We start from the raw sequence: 17,941 nt of genomic DNA on the forward strand, positions 1-17,941 counted from the left end.
ATTTCTGAAAATGATGGTATGCACGTTTCTTATTTCGATTCACTAAAATTTGCGGGCCGGGCATTCATACCCGACCCGCCGTTTTCAGACGACCTTTCGTGCTGTCGCACCTTTATTTCACTTTGCCTTTCAACGCGCCGTAGCCTGCGGCGTCCATTTGTTCCAGCGGGATGAATTTCAGGCTCGCGCCGTTGATGCAGTAACGCAGTCCGCCTTTGTCTTGCGGACCGTCGGCGAAGACGTGTCCCAAGTGCGAATCGGCGGCATGGCTGCGCACTTCGGTGCGGCGCATGTTGTAGCTGAAATCGTCGTGTTCGGTAACGGCGGCGGCGTTAATCGGGCGGGTGAAGCTCGGCCAGCCGCAGCCGGAATCGAATTTGTCGGCGGAAGAAAACAAGGGTTCGCCGCTGACGACGTCCACATAAATGCCGGGTTTGAACAGATGGTCGTATTCGTGGCTGAAGGCGTATTCGGTCGCGCTTTTTTGGGTCACTTGGTATTGCTCTTCGGTCAGGATGCGTTTGAGTTCGGCATCGCTGGGTTTTTTATACGTTGCTGCGTCGAAGCCTTTGCCTTGCGGGGTGGCTTTGGTTTTGCCCGGCAGCGGTTCGTCGGCTTTGCGGATGTCGATGTGGCAATAGCCGTTGGGGTTTTTAATCAGGTAGTCCTGATGGTATTCCTCGGCGTCGTAGAAGTTTTTCAGCGGCTCGTTTTCGACGACGAGGGGCTGTTGGTATTTTTGCTGCTCGCGTTTGAGGGCGGCGGCAATGACGGCTTTTTCGGCGGGGTCGGTGTAGTACACGCCGCTGCGGTATTGCGTGCCGGTGTCGTTGCCTTGTTTGTTGAGGCTGGTCGGGTCAACGACGCGGAAATAGTATTGCAGGATGTCGTCGAGGCTGAGTTTGTCGGCATCGTAGGTCACTTTGACGGTCTCGGCATGGCCCGTATCGCGGTAGGACACGTCTTCGTAACTCGGATTTTTCGTTTTGCCGTTGGCGTAGCCGGATACGGCGTCCACCACGCCGTCGATTCGTTGGAAATAGGCTTCCAAGCCCCAGAAGCAGCCGCCGGCGAGGTAGATGGTGCGCGTATTCATGATTTTTGAATCCTTTTTCTGTGTGTCGGGTTTGTAGAACGCGTTTTTCAGACGACCTAAATCGGCATTCGGGTCGCGGATTAACGCCAATGCCTGCGCTTCGTTGATGCTGCCTTTAACGATGCGCTGTACGTCGCCGTCTTTACCGATTAACGCCCACGAGGGATAAACACTGATATTCAGGCTTTGGGCGATGGTGCCGCCGTTGTCGGTCACGACGGGCAGCTTGGGATAGTTCAAACCGGCATACCATTTCTGAAAGTCGCCGTCTTTTTTCTCATGCAAAAAGCCGGGGGAGGCGACGGTAATCAGGTTGGCGGAACTGAACCGCTTGTCCTGCGCCCATTTTTCGGTCTGCCCCAATTCGGACAGACACAAAGGACACCAGCTTGCCCAGAATTTAATCAGGGTGGGTTTGTCTTTTTTCAAATAAACGCTGGCGGGGCGGTTGTCCGCGGTTTTCAAAGTGGACAAAGTGTGCGGCACGGTCGCGGCTTCGGCATCGGCGATTTTGGGCGAACAAGCGCCCAGCGCAAACAGACAGCCGAACTTGGCGCAAAGGGAAAAGAAAGTACGAGGTTTCATCTCTATGTTTCCTGTGTGGACGGTTTGTATCATTAGACGTTGAAGATGCCAAAACCTTACAGCCTGGATTTTCAGACGACCTTGCCGCTTAAAATACGCTACAATACGCTCTATTTCAAGTTTCTAAAATTAAAAGGAAAATTCAATGTTCAGCTTCTTCCGCCGCAAGAAAAAACAGGAAACGCCCGCTCAAGAAGAAACCCGCATTCAGGAAACCGCCGCCGAAGCCGTAGAACGCGCCGAAGCAGGCGTTTCGCAAACGCTTGAAACGGTTCAGGAAAACATCGGCGAAAAAGCGGAAGAGCTGACGGCGGCAGTCGAAACGGCGGTAGAAAGTGCAAAAGAGCGCGCCGAAGAAATCCGCGAGACTGTGGTTGAACATGTTTCCGAAACGGTCGGACACGTCCGCGAGGCAGTCAGCGAAACGTCGTCTGAAACGGTCGAACAGGTGGAAGAGCGTGTTGAAGCCGTCAGCGAAACCGTTGCCGAAAATGTTTCCGCAGCGGTAGAACACGTCCATGAAGCGGTCAGCGATGGGTCGTCTGAAACCGCAGAAGCTGTCGAAACCGTAGAAATTCAAGCTGAAGCCGCGCCTGCAACATCCGAAGAACATTCCGTAGCAGCCTTTGAAAATACAGCCGTCGCAACGTCGTCTGAAACCTCCGAACCGTCCGAAACCGAACCCAAACTCGGCTGGGCGGCGCGTTTGAAACAGGGTTTGACCAAATCGCGCGATAAAATGGCGAAATCGTTGGCGGGCGTGTTCGGCGGCGGGCAAATCGACGAAGACTTGTACGAAGAGCTGGAAACCGTGCTGATTACCAGCGACATGGGCATGGAAGCGACGGAATACCTGATGAAAGACGTGCGCAACCGCGTCAGCCTCAAGGGGCTGAAAGACGGCAACGAGTTGCGCGACGCATTGAAAGAAGCTTTGTACGACTTGATTAAGCCGTTGGAAAAACCGCTGGTCTTGCCCGACACGAAAGAGCCGTTCGTCATCATGTTGGCGGGCATCAACGGCGCGGGTAAAACCACTTCCATCGGCAAACTCGCCAAATATTTCCAAGCTCAGGGCAAATCCGTGCTGCTTGCCGCAGGCGACACCTTCCGCGCCGCAGCCCGCGAGCAGCTTCAGGCATGGGGCGAACGCAACAACGTTACCGTCATTTCGCAAACCACGGGCGATTCCGCCGCCGTCTGCTTCGATGCCGTCCAAGCCGCCAAAGCGCGCGGCATCGACATCGTGCTGGCCGACACCGCCGGCCGTCTGCCCACGCAGCTTCATTTGATGGAAGAAATCAAAAAAGTGAAGCGCGTGCTGCAAAAAGCGATGCCCGACGCGCCGCACGAAATCATCGTCGTCCTCGATGCCAACATCGGGCAAAACGCTGTCAACCAAGTCAAAGCCTTTGACGATGCGCTGGGGCTGACGGGGCTAATTGTGACCAAACTCGACGGTACGGCAAAAGGCGGCATCCTTGCCGCGCTTGCCTCCGACCGCCCCGTCCCCGTCCGCTATATCGGCGTGGGCGAAGGCATAGACGATTTGCGCCCGTTTGACGCGCGCGCTTTTGTGGACGCGTTGCTCGATTGATACCGCCGCATGGTAAAACAGTAAACAAGAAGGTCGTCTGAAAAGTTTTCAGACGACCTTTTTCTTTTTGAAGCTGTCCTAGTAAATACGGCAGCCTGCTAATACATTGCTCTTAGAGCGTGTTCATAGTCTTCGTAGCAGGACTCCCAAGAAAGCCAAAGCTACCATTTGCAGACTGGTACTCAACTTACGCTCGCAGTTTTTCCAAAGCCGCCTGTTCTTTTCCAACCAGGAAAAGCTGCGCTCTACTACCCATCGCTTCGGCAATACTGCAAAACGGTGCAATTCGTTTCGTTTGGCAATCTCTACCTCCGCACCAATCAACTCCTGTACCGACGAAGCAAATGCCTTACCCGTGTAACCACCGTCAGCAAGGATTTTTTGTATCGCACCAAGATTATCCCGCCCACGTTCCAATGCCACCAGGCAGCCTTTTCTATCCGTAACATCCGCCGTCGTTACCGCAAGGGCATGCGGCAAACCTTGCGTGTCAACCGCTATATGTCGCTTGATACCGCTAACCTTCTTGCCCGCATCGTAGCCTTTTTCCATGGCGGTATCCGTGTTCTTCACACTCTTCGCATCAATAATCAGGAAAGTAGTTGCTTCATGGCGCCCCTGCTTGCGGCGCTCCGCAACTACCTGATTTTTTTAATGCTTCCTCAAGGATGCTGATGCCACTCTCACGTGGTTCGGTCCATCTCTGGAAGTAGGAATGCACGGTGCGCCATTTGGGGAAGTCGCCCGGCAAAGCGCGCCAGGAGCAGCCAGTGCGTTGCAGGTAGAGAATGGCACAAAAGACATCGTACAAGTCCACCTGGCGTGGCGCTGTGCGTTTACGGGCACTTTCCAACAGGGGAAGGAGAGGCGCAAATTGCTCGCGACTGATATCGCTTGGGTAGGTTTTTCTGTTCATGCCGATAGTTTACAGCAGAGGCTGAGACAATGAACACGTTCTTAAAATGCGAATCTTGATTACCATCGGCTTATGCGGCAACCAAAATGCCTTGTTCCAGCCAGTCCGACCATTTTTGCGTTAAGGCATCCTGCCAGCCGTTTTCAGACGACATGAACTCTGCCAGCATGGCTTGCAGACCGTTCAGGGAGGTCGGCGTGTCTGCCAGCGTTTCCAGCAATAATGCGTCGAAATCGTCGAGGGTTTGGTACATCACGTCGTCTTCGCTGTCTCGCCACATCAAAACGGCGGTTTCCACCGCCTGCAATTCGTCGGTAACGTCGTAATGGTAGCGGCGCACAAAGGCGGTGGGAGAAAGGGTGTACGCCAAATCGTCTGAATCGGCGGGCGAGGCTTGGCTGTCGGTTTGGGCGACTTCAGCGAGCAGTTGGGTATGTTCGAAGTCCATCAGTGCCAAGAGGTCGTCTGAAAGCGGCAGGCTTTGGCAGTATTGGAGGAATTCGCCGGCAATTTCTTGGAAATAGGGGGTTTGGGCGCGCGCATCTCGGATGAAGCCTTCTTTCAGACGACCCCATTCTCCGCTGTCGAGATATTGCGGCGTTTCGGTATAACAGCGGTCGATGAAGCTGTGGATATTGTTGTGTATCAGGCGGATATAGACGTTCAAGCGGTCTTGCGGCAGTCCGTCGGCGGCTTCGCCCTCGCGTATGGCTTGGGCAAAGCGTTGTTGATATTGGGCGGAGGTTTCAGGCTGCACGGCGGTATTCCTTTCCGGCGCGCGTTTGATATTCGGCGATTTTGGCGACTTCGGCTTCGAGTTCGGCAAAAGGCGGGAAATTGAAATCGCGTTCCAACAGGGTGGGCGGGATGGTCGGCAGCTTGGTGTAGGCGAGTTCGAGCAAGTCCCAAACGGTCGGTAAAACCGCCGCGCCGTGGGTATCAATCAATAATTCGGGCGTTTCGACGTCGTGTCCGGCGATGTGGATGTAACACACGCGCCCTGCGTCAACGTTTTCTAAAAAAGCCTCTGGCGACAACAGTCCGTGATTGACGGCGTTGACGTAGATATTGTTCACATCGAGATGAATGCCGCAGTCGGCCTCGCGTGCAACGGCATTGAGGAACTCGACTTCGTTCATTTCGGCAAGCGGGGAATGCAGGTAGTAGGAGGTGTTTTCTACGGCGATGCGGCAGCCCAATCGGTCTTGCACTTCGCGGATACGCCGCGCGGTATGCCGCACCATTTCTTCGGTGAAGGGCAGCGGCAACAGGTCGTAGAGATGACCGCCGTCGTGGCAGTAGCTCAAATGGTCGGAGAAAAACGTGCAATCGTAACGGCGCATCATTTCTTTGATTCCGTCTATCAAGGCGGTATCCAGCGGGGCTTGTCCGCCCAGCGACATGGATAATCCGTGCAACGCCAGCGGCAGCCGTTCCGCCACGCGGTCAAACTGTTTGCGCGCTCTGCCGCCCATTTTCAGCCAGTTTTCGGGTGCGGCTTCGATAAAGTGTATCGGGCTGTCGTCTGAAAGCGAGAGGAAGTCTTCCGCCAAGTCGCGGCGGTAGCCTAAGCCTGCGTGTTGAATCATGATGTTGCTCCGTTTTGGATGGTGTTCCGACGGTTTTGGTACGAAATTGCTGTCAAAATCAGATAAAAAGCCGCATTTATCAATAAAATGCGGCTTTTTGTTCTAAATTATTTAGAACCACATTTGCCTTCGCCGCATTTGCCTTCAACTGCTTTAGCTTTGGCTTTTGCTGCTTTGGCGTTTTTAGCGGGGGCTTTTTTCACGGTTGAACCGCATTTACCCTCGCCACATTTGCCTTCGCCTGCTTTAGGAGCAGCGGCACCGCATGAACCTTCAGCAGCTTTAGCCGCACCACAAGAGCCTTGGGCAGATTTTTGAACGCCTGCTTTGCTGCTTACCGGTTTGTCAGCGGCAACAACGCCGGCAGCCAAAGACAAAGACAAAGCACCTGCAAGGGCAGCGGCTACATTTTTTTTCATATTGATTTCCTTTTTAAAGTATCAAGTTAAACAGATTAAGAATTTGAGTTGGCGCGTTTAAAGTCCGCTCCACGACCTTTTTTATTGATTTCCGACGCGGCATTTCGGGCAAAAACGTTTTTTCAACAACGCATCCAACGATAAACAGCCCGCGCCTTGAAGCAGAATCGGGATTAAAACCACGATATAAATCAAAGCCATTTTATAGCCGTTGTCGCAGACATTATAACCCGCACCCGCATGGACTGCCGCCCACGCCACTGCCGTTACAATGATCAACCCTAAGGCGGACAGGCGGGTTGCCAATCCTAAAAGCAGCAAAACCGGAAAAACCAGCTCCGCCCACATCGCCAAGTTCCAATTTACGCTGTCGGGCAGCAGATAAAACGGAAAGGGGAATTGGTCATTGATTTCGGCAAACCAGTTTTCGCCGCTCCATTTCTGCATACCTGATTCCCAAAATTCGTAAGCGGCAAACAGGCGCAAAGCCAATAAACCTAAAGCCGATTGCCACGGGGCTGTCGTATTCATTTTCATGATAACCGTTTCATAAAATCATTTCATGCCCGATTAGACGCGGCAGTCTGAAAATGCTTACAAGCGAATTGAAAAAATTTTGTTTGTTATTGTTTTATAATGATATTAATATTCAGAAGGTCGTCTGAAAACCTTTATACAGGGTTTTCAGACGACCTTTTTCTGTGTCTTTTTAACGGTCAATCCGCCGTGCAGATTTCTACGATTTCTTCGCCGTATTGCTCCAACCATTCCCCGCTCACGCCCTCTATTTTAGAAAGTGCTGTCAAAGTTTGCGGTCGGGCTTTGGCGATGGCGCGTAAAGTCTGTTTTTTGGCGACGTCGTGCATCTCTCCACCTTCATATCGGGCGGTATCGAGACACCATTGGAACAGGCGGCGGGCGAGCTGGCGTTCTGCCTGTTTCGGCTCGGAAAGCCCGTCTGCGTAGGGGCGGCAGATGTCGAGTATTGCCTGCCCGTACTGGGCAATTCTTTCGCTGCCGATGCCGTAGATGCCGAGCAGGTCGGCTTCTTCGGCGGGCGTGAAGACGACGAGGTCGGTCAGGCTGATGTTGGAAAGGACTTTGCCCAAGGCGCATTGTTTGGCGGCTGCCTGCTCGGCACGCCAAGTTTCCAGCTTTTTCTGTAATTGCTGTTCGCGCTCGGTTTGGGGGGTGAATAGGGGTTCTTCGTTGCTCGTTTGCCCGCTTTGGTTTTCGGCTGCGTTCTCACAGACATTGAGAATGTCGATGCCGAATTTGTTGATTTTGGCCTCACCCAAACCATAGATTTGGTGCAAATCTTCCAGCGTTTGCGGCATTTTTTCGACGATGTCGCGCAGGGTTTTGTCGCCGCAGACGACGTAAGCAGGGACTTCTTCGGCATGGGCGCGCTGCTGCCGCCAATGCCGCAATGCCTGCCATAGGCGTTCTTCGCGTTCGGTACGCAGCCAGTTGTCTTTGGGCTTTTGAGTGGCGGCTTTTTCGCGGCGCAATGGGCGCAACATGACTTCGGTTTCGCCTTTGAGGACTTTTTTTGCGGCTTCAGTCAGTTGCAATGCCTGATATTGGGCGACGTTGACGGTGAGGTAGCCGAGGCTGATACATTGGCGGATGACGCTGCGCCATTCTTTGTCGGTTTGCCCGCTGCCGATGCCGAAGGTGGAGAGTTTGTCGTGGCCGTTGCGCCGTATCCAGTCGTCGCTTTTACCGCGCAGCAGGTTGATGATATAGCCGGCAGCAAAGCGTTGTCCGGCGCGATATACGCAACTGAGGAGCTTTTGTACGAGGACGGTGCCGTCGAAGCGTACGGGCGGATGCAGGCAGTTGTCGCAATGGCCGCAAGGGGCGGATTCTTCGCCGAAATGTTTGAGCAGGAGGACGCGGCGGCAGGCGGCGGTTTCGCAGACGGAAAGCATGGCATCGAGCTTTTGCATTTCAATTTGTTTCTGCACTTCGTCGCTGTTGCCTTCGGCGATGCGTTCGCGCAGCAATACCCAGTCGTTCAGTCCGTAACACAGCCAACTCACGGCAGGCAGCCCGTCCCGCCCGGCGCGGCCGGATTCTTGGTAGAAATGTTCGACGCTTTGGGGCATATCGAGATGGGCGACGAAGCGCACGTCCGGTTTGTCTATACCCATACCGAAGGCAACGGTGGCGACGACGATAATGTTGTCTTCTCGGGTAAAACGGCGTTGGTTTGCTTCGCGCACTTCCATGCTCAAGCCGGCATGGTAGGGAATCGCGTCCAATCCGTTTTCGCAGAGGAATTGGGCGATGTCTTCGACTTTTTTGCGGCTGAGGCAATAGACGATGCCGCTTTGCCCTTCCATTTCTTTGCGGATGAAGTCGAGAAGCTGCTTTTTGCCGTTGTTTTTTTCGATAACCTGATAATAGATATTCGGGCGGTCAAAGCTGGAGATGAATTCGGGCGCGTCTTCGAGATGGAGGAAATGTTTGATGTCGGCGCGGGTCGCCGCATCGGCGGTCGCGGTCAGGGCGATGCGCGGCACTTGCGGATAGCGTTCGGCAAGCAGCCCTAATTGCTGGTATTCGGGGCGGAAATCGTGTCCCCATTGGCTGACGCAATGCGCCTCGTCTATGGCGAAAAGGCTGATGGTTTGCTGATCGAGAAAACGCAGGAAACGGTCGGTAACGAGCCGCTCCGGTGCGACGTAGAGCAGTTTCAGACGACCTTGGGCGAGTTTGTCCGCCACCTCGCGGGCTTCTTCCACCGTTGTACTGCTGTTGACCGCTGCTGCTTCTATACCTGCGGCGTGCAGGCTCGCCACTTGGTCGTTCATCAGGGCAATCAGCGGCGAAACGACGATGGCGACGCCTTCGCGCATCAGTGCGGGAATTTGGTAACACAACGACTTGCCCCCGCCCGTCGGCATCAATACCAGCAGGCTTCCGCCGCCTGCCAATGTATTGACGACAGCCTCCTGCTTGCCGCGAAATTCGGGATAGCCGAATACTTCGTGCAAAATCTGTTGGGCGGAAGGCTGGGGCATGATGGTTCCGTAGGGAGGGAAAAGCGTTATTTTAGCGGTTTTAGACACTGCCTGCATGGGGGATATTTGAGTTGTCCACATGAGGTCGTCTGAAAACGGATTATGCTTGGTTGGGTATCGCAGATTGATTTTTGATTGAGACAAGATGGCGGAACTACCGACAATACGGATATGGGAAACTGGTTTACCCAATGCGTTACCGTTCTCTTTAATCTCCGGCAAAGCGGCGGCATACCGGTTTCCAGTCGATCGGCTAGAAAACCTGTTTTCAGACGACCTTTTCATTTTTTGGCGGTTTTAAGACTTTGCAAAGTCGATTTACTGCCCCGCCGTCTTCGCGCATAATACGGCAGTCTAATAATTTATCCTAAGCAACCAAAACTTATGAACATCAAACACTTTTCCCTTATTTCGACTTTATCGGCAGCCCTGCTCCTGAGCGCCTGTCAAACGACTACGACCACAAGCGGCGGCGTCAGCGGCAACTGGGACAACATCGGCACGATTTCCGACGGCAATATCAAAGTGGCGATTGATAAAAACAGCATCAAGAAAAACGGTACTTTGGTCACTTTCCGCGATAGAAAAACCGTATCGAAGATGAAAGAAGAACGTTTCGTCAACACGCCTGCCTACAAAACTGCCATTGGCGACTGGGAAATCCATTGCACCAACAAGACCTACCGCCTGACCGCTTTGCAGCTCCTCGACGAACACGGCAAAGAAATTTCCAAACACAGCTACACCGCGACAAATATCCGCCCCATGAGCGTGATGAACGGCACGATTACCGAAAAACAATTCGAAGCCGTATGCGGCAGCAAGCTCTAATACTCAACTTATCTACATACTTATCCACAAGATAGTCAAATCAAAAGGTCGTCTGAAAACCATGAATATGGGGATTCAGACGACCTTTTTGGTTTTCTCGGGAAAGTTATATTCAGGATTATCCACATTTTCTCAAATGAGTGGTTTATCGGTTCAAACCACAATTCCTAATCATCCCATCCATCCGATTTCTAACGCAAACGAACACCCGTTTCCCCATCAATAATCTGACTCGGCGACTTTTGTTTGCCGATTAAACCGCCGACTACCCATACATCTCTTCCAAACTGCCTTCTCACTTCCCGCTCCGTCTTACACGCGCGTTTGCCTGCGCGGTTGCACGAAGTCGAGACCAAAGGCGTTTTCAAAGCCTGACACAAGCGGCGCGCACCTGCATGGGCAGGAACCCTGACCGCCAACTTGCTGCGTCTTTTTCCGCGCAATGCGGGCAAAACGTCAGCAGCCGCAGGAAGCAGAAAGGTTTTGGGCGCAGGCCATTCGTTTCTGAGCATGGTTTGAATGTTTTCAGACGACCTTTTGAGTAGGGGCTGTAATTGCTCCAATTGGTTGCCAATGACAATCATGCCTTTATGTTGCGGTCTTTTTTTCAGATGAATCAGTCGGTTGAGCGCTTTAGGCAAGGTCGGGATACAGCCTATGCCGTAACAGGACTCGGTAGGATAGGCAACCAAGCCGCCTTTTTTAAGATGGGATTGCAGCTTGCGAAGCGTCGAAGCTGAAAGGATTCTGGGGAATAGCATGATAGGGAAGGTCGTCTGAAACACAATTATAGTGGATTAAATTTAAATCAGGACAAGGCGACGAAGCCGCAGACAGTACAGATAGTACGGAACCGATTCACTTGGTGCTTCAGCACCTTAGAGAATCGTTCTCTTTGAGCTAAGGCGAGGCAACGCCGTACTGGTTTAAAGTTAACCCACTATACGTTTTCAGACGACCTGTTTCTTTGATTAACGGTTGATTGCTTTGTCGGCAATGTCTTTACGGTATTGCATGCCGTCGAAGCTGATTTTTTCCAATGCGCTATACGCCTTGGCTTTGGCTTGAGCCACATCGTCGCCCAATCCTACGACGCACAATACGCGGCCGCCGTTGGTCAATACGTCGCCTTTCTCGTTTGCCGTTGTGCCTGCATGGAAAACTTTGCCGATTTGATTGGCAGTATCCAGACCGGAAATAACATCGCCTTTTTTAGGCGTTTCGGGGTAATTTTGTGCCGCCAGCACCACGCCTACGGCAGTTTGCAGGTTCCATTCCGCGGTTACGCTATCGAGTTTGCCGTCTATTGCTGCTTCGACCAAATCCGACAAGTCGCTGTTCAGACGACTCATAATCGGCTGGGTTTCGGGATCGCCAAAACGGCAGTTAAACTCAATCGTATAGGGTGCGCCGCTTTGATCAATCATCAAACCTGCGTACAGGAAGCCGGTGAACTCATGCCCTTCCGCTTTCATACCCGCTACGGTCGGCAAAATAATCTCGTTCATCGCGCGCTCGTACACGGCGGGCGTTACCACAGGCGCGGGACTGTACGCGCCCATACCGCCCGTATTCGGGCCTTTATCGCCGTCTAAAAGACGCTTGTGGTCTTGGCTGGTCGCCATAGGCAATACATGATTGCCATCGACCATGACGATAAAGCTCGCTTCTTCGCCTTGCAGGAAATCTTCAATTACAACACGCGCGCCCGCATTACCCATTTTGTTGCCCAGCAGCATATCGTCAATCGCAGCATGCGCTTCATCCAAAGTCATCGCCACAATCACGCCTTTACCTGCCGCCAAACCATCGGCTTTGATGACGATGGGCGCACCTTTCTGATTGACGTAATCATGTGCAGCATCGGCGTTTTCAAAAGTTTGGTATTGCGCGGTTGGAATGTTGTATTTCACCATAAATGCTTTGGCGAAATCTTTAGAACTTTCCAGCTGCGCCGCATATTGTGTCGGACCAAATATTTTCAGCCCTGCGGCACGGAAATCATCCACAATACCCGCCGCCAAGGGCGCTTCAGGTCCGACGACGGTAAAAGCAATATTTTCTTTACGGCAGAATTCAATCAAATCCTGATGCGCAGTCAAGGCGATGTTTTGCAACTTGGGTTCAATCGCCGTACCGGCATTACCGGGCGCAACAAATACTGTTTCCACTTTGGGCGATTGCGCCAATTTCCAAGCCAACGCGTGTTCGCGACCGCCATTACCGATAACCAGCAGTTTCATGCCATCTCCTTGACAAATATGTACTTTTAACGAAAACTCGACACAAGGGGACTTTTGTCCCGTTTGAAGAAATTTTGGTGGAATCAAACAAAGACCACTTCATTCCACTCTGCAACCTATTCAACTTATCCACAAAATTAAAAAAAGGGCAAACAACCATGCAAAAACGTATTGATGAAATCCAAAGCAAATACCGTGAATGGTGTCATCTACTACCGCAATTGAAAGAAGACATCCGGCGTTGGAAACATGCTGTCGCTTTGATTCGCGATATGGACAATTTTTATACCCACGAGTATCAGGCGTGCCATCAAGCCATTGAGGACGGGGCAGAACTGGATTTGAGTACGGAAGGCGAATACAGCATTATGAGTGAGGATGCGTTATGGAACGCGCTGGGCGAATTTCATCAATTAGCCTGGCTATATTTGCGCTCCAGCGTCGATGCCTTAGACAGATATACGCAAGAAGATTAATGAACGAAGAGGTCGTCTGAAATACCATCACAAAGCATTTCAGACGACCTTTTCATTCAAAAGGCTTTTCCGTATTTACTTCAATTTGCCGTGTATTCTTCCAAGCCGAAACACAGGCCTCATAATTTGCCAACGACAAATTTACCGTCAATCGGCAATCCAACTGTAAATCCTGCTCCAATATATCCGCCTGATATTGTTTAGCGATACGTATCGCTTCGTTCAAAAACGGATATTCACATTTCAGCCAAACGGTTTTTTCAATATTCTTTTCAACCACTTCCGCAACTGCTAACGCTTGGGCCGTTGCCTCTTTATACGCATGTATCAGGCCGGGAACACCCAATAAAGTACCGCCGAAATAGCGGACGACCACGACCAAAACATCGGTTACGCCCACCGAATCAATCTGCCCTAAAATCGGCCGACCCGCGCTTCCTGACGGTTCTCCATCATCGTTGGCACGGAATTGCATACCATCTACGCCTAAACGATAGGCATAGCACCAATGCCGCGCCTTATGGTGTTCTTCCTTTAACGGATCGAGATATTTTTTCACATCAGCCAATATCCGAATCGGATAGGCAAATGCAATAAAACGGCTGCCTTTATCTTTAAACTCAGCCTGCGTCGGGGAAGTAATGGTTTTATAAGTCGTAATCATGCTGAAATGTTTTCAGACGACCTCATTAACAACAAGGTCGTCTGAACGTTTCACGTGAAACATCAATTTTTCAATGCTTCTGTTAATTGCGGGACGATTTCAAATAAATCGCCAACCAATCCGTAATCGGCCACATTGAAAATCGGCGCATCGGCATCTTTGTTGATTGCGACAATGACTTTGCTGTCCTGCATACCGGCAACATGTTGAATCGCACCTGAAATACCGATCGCAAAATAGAGCTGAGGCGCAACCACTTTACCGGTTTGTCCGACTTGCACGTCATTTGGCGCATATTCGGCATCAACTGCTGCACGGGATGCACCAATTGCCGCACCTAAAACATCTGCCAACGGTGTCAGCACTTCATTGAATTTTTCCGCACTACCCAACGCACGGCCACCGGAGACAATGACTTTTGCCTGAGTCAGCTCAGGACGATCGGAATGGGAGAGCTGACGATTCACAAAACGGCTCAGGTTTTGAGCAGGGGTCGCTTCAACATTAACCGCCTCAGCATGACCACTTTGCGCTAGAGCTGCGTCAAAAGCTGTTGCACGGAAGGTCAGCACCAATTTTTCTGAATCGGCTTGCACGGTTTCAAATGCATTACCCGCATAAATCGGACGCACAAAAGTCGTGTTATCCACAATCTCAGTCAAATCAGAAATTTGCGGGACGTCTAATAAAGCGGCTACGCGGGGCAGAAGGTTTTTACCGAATGTGGTTGCCGTTGCTGCAACATAGCGGTAATCCGCTGCCAATTTGACAACCAGCGGAGCCAGTTCTTCAGCCAAACCTTCGGCATAATGGGCAGCATCCGCAACCAAAACTTTTTCCACACCCGCAACTTGTTTCGCGGATTCCACTACGGCCGATGCGCCGTTTCCGGCAACCAATAAATCGACTTTACCCAGTTTGACAGCAGCGGTAACGGCATGCAAAGTGGCAGGATTCAACTGTTTGTTGTCGTGTTCAGCAATAATCAATACGCTCATTTCAGTCTCCTCAAATCACTTTGGCTTCGTTTTTCAATTTTTCAACCAATTCGGCAACATTTGCCACTTTAACGCCTGCCTGACGCGCTTTAGGCTCGGCAAATTTCACCGTTTTCAAACGAGGTGAAATATCCGCAACCAAATCGGCAGGCGCCAGTTTTTCCAAAGGTTTTTTCTTTGCTGCCATGATATTGGGGAGTTTGACAAAGCGCGGCTCGTTCAAACGCAAATCCGCGCTGATAACAGCAGGCAGTTTTAGTGCGATGGTTTCTTCGCCGCCATCGATTTCGCGCACAATCTGCACTTCGTCGCCTTCAATTTGTACTTTGGACGCGAACGTACCTTGTGCCGCATTCAGCAAAGCCGCCAGCATTTGTGCCACTTGGTTGGCATCATCATCAATCGCTTGTTTGCCCAAAAAGAAAATCTGCGGATTTTCTTTGTCCGCAACGGCTTTCAGCAGCTTGGCAACTGCCAGCGGCTCCAATTTTGCATCGGTTTCAACATGAATGGCACGGTCGGCACCCATCGCCAAAGCTGTACGCAACGTTTCTTCGCATTTTTTCTCGCCCAAAGAAACCGCTACGATTTCGCTTACTTTTCCGGCTTCTTTCAAACGGACGGCTTCTTCCACAGCGATTTCGTCAAACGGATTCATCGACATTTTGACATTGCCGATATCCACATCCGAACCATCGGCTTTTACACGAACTTTGACGTTGTAGTCCACTACGCGCTTTACTGCGACCAGTGCTTTCATTGAATTCTCCTAAAAAGAACGTCGCTTTCACCATCCAGCGAAACCAAACCTTCTTCTCTATAAAATCAAATCCGTTTTTTCTTAAAAACGAATTCATTCAGAAATCTTTCAGATAATGATTGCCGATTATACCATTTTTAAAGCATTTACTCAGGCTGAAGGATATACATTCCTGTACTCAACAAACTGGAAAATGTCATGCCGCTATATCAGTTTCAGACGACCTTTGAGCCTTCATCAGCAGCCACACAATCCATCAACGTTTGATAAACCAAATCCGCAGTCGGAATCTGCCCGATATTGCCCAAATTTTTTGCAACAGCCGAAACTTGAACGCCTGTTTTAATCGGATCAGTATCGGTATAAATACCGACCACAGGTTTTTCCAAAGCATTTGCCAAATGCAGCAAACCGGTATCCACACCGATAATTCCGACCGCGTGTTTCAGCAGATACGCCGCCTGCAATAAATTCATTTTATCGCACACAATGGCAAATGGCAGTCCGTCTGCAATTTGTCCGGCACGCGTTTTTTCAGTTTCATTTCCCCATGGCAGGTAAACATTGCATTGTTGTTCTTCATTCAGCTTTTGCAGCAACGCCCGCCAGTTTTCCACAGGCCATAACTTACTGTCCCGACTGGTCGCGTGCAAAGCCGCATAATACGGCTGCTCTAAATTTTTCAGACGACCTGCTTCGGGAACGGTCAAACCGAATACCTGCGTTTCCGGCATCGCATACCCAAATACTTGAGCAAACAGTTCACGGTTGCGCCAAACAGCATTTTTCCCTTTCGGCACAGCATATGTTTTCGCATACGCCAACGCAGCCAACCCCTCGCGCGCGCTGTTTTTATCTAAACCATAAATAGGGGATTTTGCCATTTTGGCGAAACACGCGCTTTTAATCAGACCTTGACTATCCAATACAAAATCAAATGCTTCTTGCCGCAAAGCCTGTTTCAGACGACCTATTTCCTGCCAAGTTTCTGCTTGAAAAAGATGTTTGCGCCATTGCCGCCATTTCATCACATGGATTTTTTTCACAAACGGATGCAGGCGCGCAATATCCGCAAATCCAGCTTCACACAACCAATGAAGTTCCGCATCAGGAAATTGTCGCGCCAAATCTTCGATTGCGGGCAAAGTGTGAATTAAATCGCCCATACTGGACAAGCGGACAAGCAAAATTTTCATATTTAGGAAGGGTGTTTCACGTGAAACAATTTTAACTTATTGATTATTAATATATTTTTTAATTTCTTCAGCGTTTTTTAAGATAATAGCACCGGCAGAACGCATTTCCTGCCATGCCGTTTCGATGGTTTCCGGCGCAATGCCCCGACAAGCCGCTTCATTGACGATAACCTGCCAATTGCCGCCTTTGAGTAACTGCAAAACCGTTGTTTTCACACAATAATCCGTAGCCAACCCGCCGACAATGACCGTATCCGTATTTTGACAACGCAGCCATTCAATCAGCCCTGTGCTCAGTTTTTCCTCAATATCATGAAAACACGCGCCATAAGGATGCAATTCAGGATCAACGCCTTTCCAAACGCAATAATCGTATTCCTTGGCAGAAGGCAGTCCGTCCAACAATTCATAGCCGCGCGTACCGACCATCGCATGAGCCACCCAAGTCAAATCCGCATCGGGCAAACCTGTCGGCTTTAACATATCAACAGGGTTATCCACAAGCCATTTCGCTGCCGCATGATGCGCATCTTTCGTCATCACGCGCAAATCCGCCAAAGTGGCTTGGGCATTCAATTCTTCAACAATCAAATGCCCCTCGTTTACAGGCAGCTCTTTAGGACACAAAGGCGTAAAAGTTTTTTGTGCATCAACATCAATGGAAACAATCATCTCATCATTTCAAAGCGATTAAAATGCCCTGTATTATAACAAATTACTGCCCAAAAGCGGTAAAACCGGCTGTGATAAGATAACGTTTTTCCGAAAAACTTGTCCACAATCCTCATGACTTACACCATCGTCCCCATCGCCACCGCCCGCTCGCCCTACAAACAGAAATTCGGCGTCGCCCGCCAGCCCGGTTTGGTACCTGCCGCAGAAGTCTGCATCGAGCTGAATCCCGAATTTACCGCAGACAGCGTACGCGGATTGGAACATTTCGATTATGTGTGGGTAAGTTTTATTTTTCATGGCGTTTTGGATGAAGGCTGGGCGCAAATGGTGCGCCCGCCACGGCTCGGCGGCAAACAAAAAATGGGCGTATTCGCCACGCGCAGCCCCCACCGCCCCAATCATCTCGGACTGTCGCTCTTAAAACTTGAACGCATCGAAACCGGCAAACCCGTCCGCCTCTATTGCAGCGGTGCAGACCTGTTGGACGGCACACCGATTGTCGACATCAAACCCTACATCCCCTTTGTCGAATCCAAACCCGACGCCTCATCCGGCTTCGTCAGCGGCAAACCCGAAGAGCTTGAAGTCGTATGGCTGGAAAACATCGGCGCCGAAAATTTATCTGAAAGCACCCAAAACCTGATCAGCCAAAGCATAGCCCAAGATCCCCGTCCCGCCTATCAGAATATTCCCGAACGGATTTACGTCATGAATATAGAGGATTATGAAGTCAGGTTTCAAATTGAGGGAAACCGCGCGACGGTTATTGGGATAAGCGTTGTTTAAATTTAGTGATTGATTTCATTAAAAAAGGTCGTCTGAAAAAATTTTCAGACGACCTTTTCTCTTACTTATCCACAGACTGGC

General features: G+C 50.8%; 18 protein-coding genes. 4 read left to right on the top strand and 14 right to left on the bottom strand.

Annotation, left to right across the window (positions count from 1 at the left end):
• Positions 1–112: 112 nt before the first annotated feature.
• Positions 113–1,681 (bottom strand): bifunctional peptide-methionine (S)-S-oxide reductase MsrA/peptide-methionine (R)-S-oxide reductase MsrB, encoded by a 1,569-nt coding sequence (gene msrAB / locus MON37_RS11345; RefSeq protein WP_039408639.1) that lies wholly within the window; start codon positions 1,679–1,681, stop codon positions 113–115.
• A 145-nt stretch (positions 1,682–1,826) separates the two neighbouring features.
• Here msrAB and ftsY point away from each other — a divergent pair, with 145 nt between their 5' ends.
• On the top strand, positions 1,827–3,278 hold the full coding sequence (gene ftsY, locus MON37_RS11350) for a signal recognition particle-docking protein FtsY (RefSeq protein ID WP_039408641.1): 1,452 nt from the start codon (positions 1,827–1,829) through the stop codon (positions 3,276–3,278).
• A gap of 123 nt (positions 3,279–3,401) precedes the next feature.
• Here the strand turns inward: ftsY and MON37_RS11355 are convergent.
• From MON37_RS11355 to recQ, 6 genes are all read right to left on the bottom strand, one after another.
• Positions 3,402–4,194 (bottom strand): IS5 family transposase gene (locus tag MON37_RS11355; protein WP_242883678.1). Its coding sequence is split into 2 segments (ribosomal slippage): positions 3,402–3,929 and positions 3,931–4,194, totalling 792 coding nucleotides; the frame shifts between segments, so codons are not numbered across the junction.
• A gap of 70 nt (positions 4,195–4,264) precedes the next feature.
• Positions 4,265–4,951 carry an HvfC family RiPP maturation protein gene (locus MON37_RS11360; RefSeq protein WP_039408985.1) on the bottom strand — a complete coding sequence of 229 codons (687 nt, stop codon included), beginning with the start codon at positions 4,949–4,951 and terminating at the stop codon, positions 4,265–4,267.
• The gene (locus tag MON37_RS11365) at positions 4,941–5,783 is read right to left on the bottom strand and encodes an HvfB family MNIO-type RiPP peptide maturase (RefSeq protein ID WP_003755855.1); all 843 of its coding nucleotides are present in this window, start codon (positions 5,781–5,783) and stop codon (positions 4,941–4,943) included. Before MON37_RS11365 ends, MON37_RS11360 begins: the two co-directional genes overlap by 11 nt.
• Before the next feature lie 107 nt (positions 5,784–5,890).
• The gene (locus tag MON37_RS11370) at positions 5,891–6,202 is read right to left on the bottom strand and encodes an HvfA family oxazolone/thioamide-modified RiPP metallophore (protein WP_003755853.1); all 312 of its coding nucleotides are present in this window, start codon (positions 6,200–6,202) and stop codon (positions 5,891–5,893) included.
• Positions 6,203–6,283: 81 nt separating this feature from the next.
• Positions 6,284–6,739: an HvfX family Cu-binding RiPP maturation protein gene (locus tag MON37_RS11375; protein ID WP_039408982.1), complete on the bottom strand. Its 456-nt coding sequence runs from the start codon at positions 6,737–6,739 to the stop codon at positions 6,284–6,286.
• A 179-nt stretch (positions 6,740–6,918) separates the two neighbouring features.
• Positions 6,919–9,231, bottom strand: coding sequence for a DNA helicase RecQ (gene recQ / locus MON37_RS11380; protein ID WP_039408979.1), 2,313 nt, complete (start codon positions 9,229–9,231; stop codon positions 6,919–6,921).
• 384 nt (positions 9,232–9,615) lie between these two features.
• On the opposite strand from recQ, the gene MON37_RS11385 reads away from it, so the two are divergent.
• Positions 9,616–10,062, top strand: coding sequence for a surface-adhesin E family protein (locus MON37_RS11385; RefSeq protein ID WP_003755842.1), 447 nt, complete (start codon positions 9,616–9,618; stop codon positions 10,060–10,062).
• A 191-nt stretch (positions 10,063–10,253) separates the two neighbouring features.
• Here the strand turns inward: MON37_RS11385 and MON37_RS11390 are convergent, their stop codons facing one another.
• Both MON37_RS11390 and purD read right to left on the bottom strand, forming a co-directional pair.
• The gene (locus MON37_RS11390) at positions 10,254–10,823 is read right to left on the bottom strand and encodes an L-threonylcarbamoyladenylate synthase (RefSeq protein WP_039408976.1); all 570 of its coding nucleotides are present in this window, start codon (positions 10,821–10,823) and stop codon (positions 10,254–10,256) included.
• A 210-nt stretch (positions 10,824–11,033) separates the two neighbouring features.
• Positions 11,034–12,305 (bottom strand): phosphoribosylamine--glycine ligase, encoded by a 1,272-nt coding sequence (gene purD, locus MON37_RS11395; RefSeq protein WP_039408973.1) that lies wholly within the window; start codon positions 12,303–12,305, stop codon positions 11,034–11,036.
• Between the two features lie 158 nt (positions 12,306–12,463).
• Here purD and MON37_RS11400 point away from each other — a divergent pair, with 158 nt between their 5' ends.
• Complete coding sequence (locus MON37_RS11400) at positions 12,464–12,781, top strand: DUF4298 domain-containing protein (protein ID WP_039408970.1); 318 nt, start codon at positions 12,464–12,466, stop codon at positions 12,779–12,781.
• Positions 12,782–12,833: 52 nt separating this feature from the next.
• On the opposite strand, the gene MON37_RS11405 is transcribed toward MON37_RS11400, so the two are convergent.
• From MON37_RS11405 to MON37_RS11425, 5 genes are all read right to left on the bottom strand, one after another.
• Positions 12,834–13,445 (bottom strand): IMPACT family protein, encoded by a 612-nt coding sequence (locus MON37_RS11405; RefSeq protein WP_039408967.1) that lies wholly within the window; start codon positions 13,443–13,445, stop codon positions 12,834–12,836.
• A gap of 62 nt (positions 13,446–13,507) precedes the next feature.
• Complete coding sequence (locus tag MON37_RS11410; RefSeq protein ID WP_039408964.1) at positions 13,508–14,443, bottom strand: electron transfer flavoprotein subunit alpha/FixB family protein; 936 nt, start codon at positions 14,441–14,443, stop codon at positions 13,508–13,510.
• A 10-nt stretch (positions 14,444–14,453) separates the two neighbouring features.
• The gene (locus MON37_RS11415) at positions 14,454–15,203 is read right to left on the bottom strand and encodes an electron transfer flavoprotein subunit beta/FixA family protein (protein WP_039408961.1); all 750 of its coding nucleotides are present in this window, start codon (positions 15,201–15,203) and stop codon (positions 14,454–14,456) included.
• A 215-nt stretch (positions 15,204–15,418) separates the two neighbouring features.
• Positions 15,419–16,399, bottom strand: coding sequence for a lipopolysaccharide heptosyltransferase I (waaC, locus tag MON37_RS11420; RefSeq protein ID WP_039408958.1), 981 nt, complete (start codon positions 16,397–16,399; stop codon positions 15,419–15,421).
• 36 nt (positions 16,400–16,435) lie between these two features.
• The gene (locus MON37_RS11425; RefSeq protein WP_039408955.1) at positions 16,436–17,071 is read right to left on the bottom strand and encodes a nicotinamidase; all 636 of its coding nucleotides are present in this window, start codon (positions 17,069–17,071) and stop codon (positions 16,436–16,438) included.
• Positions 17,072–17,185: 114 nt separating this feature from the next.
• Here MON37_RS11425 and tsaA point away from each other — a divergent pair, with 114 nt between their 5' ends.
• Positions 17,186–17,860 (top strand): tRNA (N6-threonylcarbamoyladenosine(37)-N6)-methyltransferase TrmO, encoded by a 675-nt coding sequence (gene tsaA, locus MON37_RS11430; RefSeq protein WP_039408952.1) that lies wholly within the window; start codon positions 17,186–17,188, stop codon positions 17,858–17,860.
• The last annotated feature ends 81 nt before the right edge of the window (positions 17,861–17,941 follow it).

Origin of the sequence: Morococcus cerebrosus (assembly GCF_022749515.1) — a bacterium.
GTDB classification, from domain to species: Bacteria; Pseudomonadota; Gammaproteobacteria; order Burkholderiales; family Neisseriaceae; genus Neisseria; species Neisseria cerebrosa.

Coding starts and splice junctions, on each gene's coding strand:
- ftsY (WP_039408641.1), top strand. CDS start 1,827: ATGTTCAGCTTCTTCCGCCGCAAGAAAAAACAGGAAACGCCCGCTCAA.
- MON37_RS11385 (WP_003755842.1), top strand. CDS start 9,616: ATGAACATCAAACACTTTTCCCTTATTTCGACTTTATCGGCAGCCCTG.
- MON37_RS11410 (WP_039408964.1), bottom strand. CDS start 14,443: ATGAGCGTATTGATTATTGCTGAACACGACAACAAACAGTTGAATCCT.
- waaC (WP_039408958.1), bottom strand. CDS start 16,399: ATGAAAATTTTGCTTGTCCGCTTGTCCAGTATGGGCGATTTAATTCAC.
- MON37_RS11405 (WP_039408967.1), bottom strand. CDS start 13,445: ATGATTACGACTTATAAAACCATTACTTCCCCGACGCAGGCTGAGTTT.
- msrAB (WP_039408639.1), bottom strand. CDS start 1,681: ATGAAACCTCGTACTTTCTTTTCCCTTTGCGCCAAGTTCGGCTGTCTG.
- MON37_RS11375 (WP_039408982.1), bottom strand. CDS start 6,739: ATGAAAATGAATACGACAGCCCCGTGGCAATCGGCTTTAGGTTTATTG.
- MON37_RS11370 (WP_003755853.1), bottom strand. CDS start 6,202: ATGAAAAAAAATGTAGCCGCTGCCCTTGCAGGTGCTTTGTCTTTGTCT.
- MON37_RS11415 (WP_039408961.1), bottom strand. CDS start 15,203: ATGAAAGCACTGGTCGCAGTAAAGCGCGTAGTGGACTACAACGTCAAA.
- MON37_RS11400 (WP_039408970.1), top strand. CDS start 12,464: ATGCAAAAACGTATTGATGAAATCCAAAGCAAATACCGTGAATGGTGT.
- MON37_RS11390 (WP_039408976.1), bottom strand. CDS start 10,823: ATGCTATTCCCCAGAATCCTTTCAGCTTCGACGCTTCGCAAGCTGCAA.
- tsaA (WP_039408952.1), top strand. CDS start 17,186: ATGACTTACACCATCGTCCCCATCGCCACCGCCCGCTCGCCCTACAAA.
- purD (WP_039408973.1), bottom strand. CDS start 12,305: ATGAAACTGCTGGTTATCGGTAATGGCGGTCGCGAACACGCGTTGGCT.
- recQ (WP_039408979.1), bottom strand. CDS start 9,231: ATGCCCCAGCCTTCCGCCCAACAGATTTTGCACGAAGTATTCGGCTAT.
- MON37_RS11365 (WP_003755855.1), bottom strand. CDS start 5,783: ATGATTCAACACGCAGGCTTAGGCTACCGCCGCGACTTGGCGGAAGAC.
- MON37_RS11425 (WP_039408955.1), bottom strand. CDS start 17,071: ATGATTGTTTCCATTGATGTTGATGCACAAAAAACTTTTACGCCTTTG.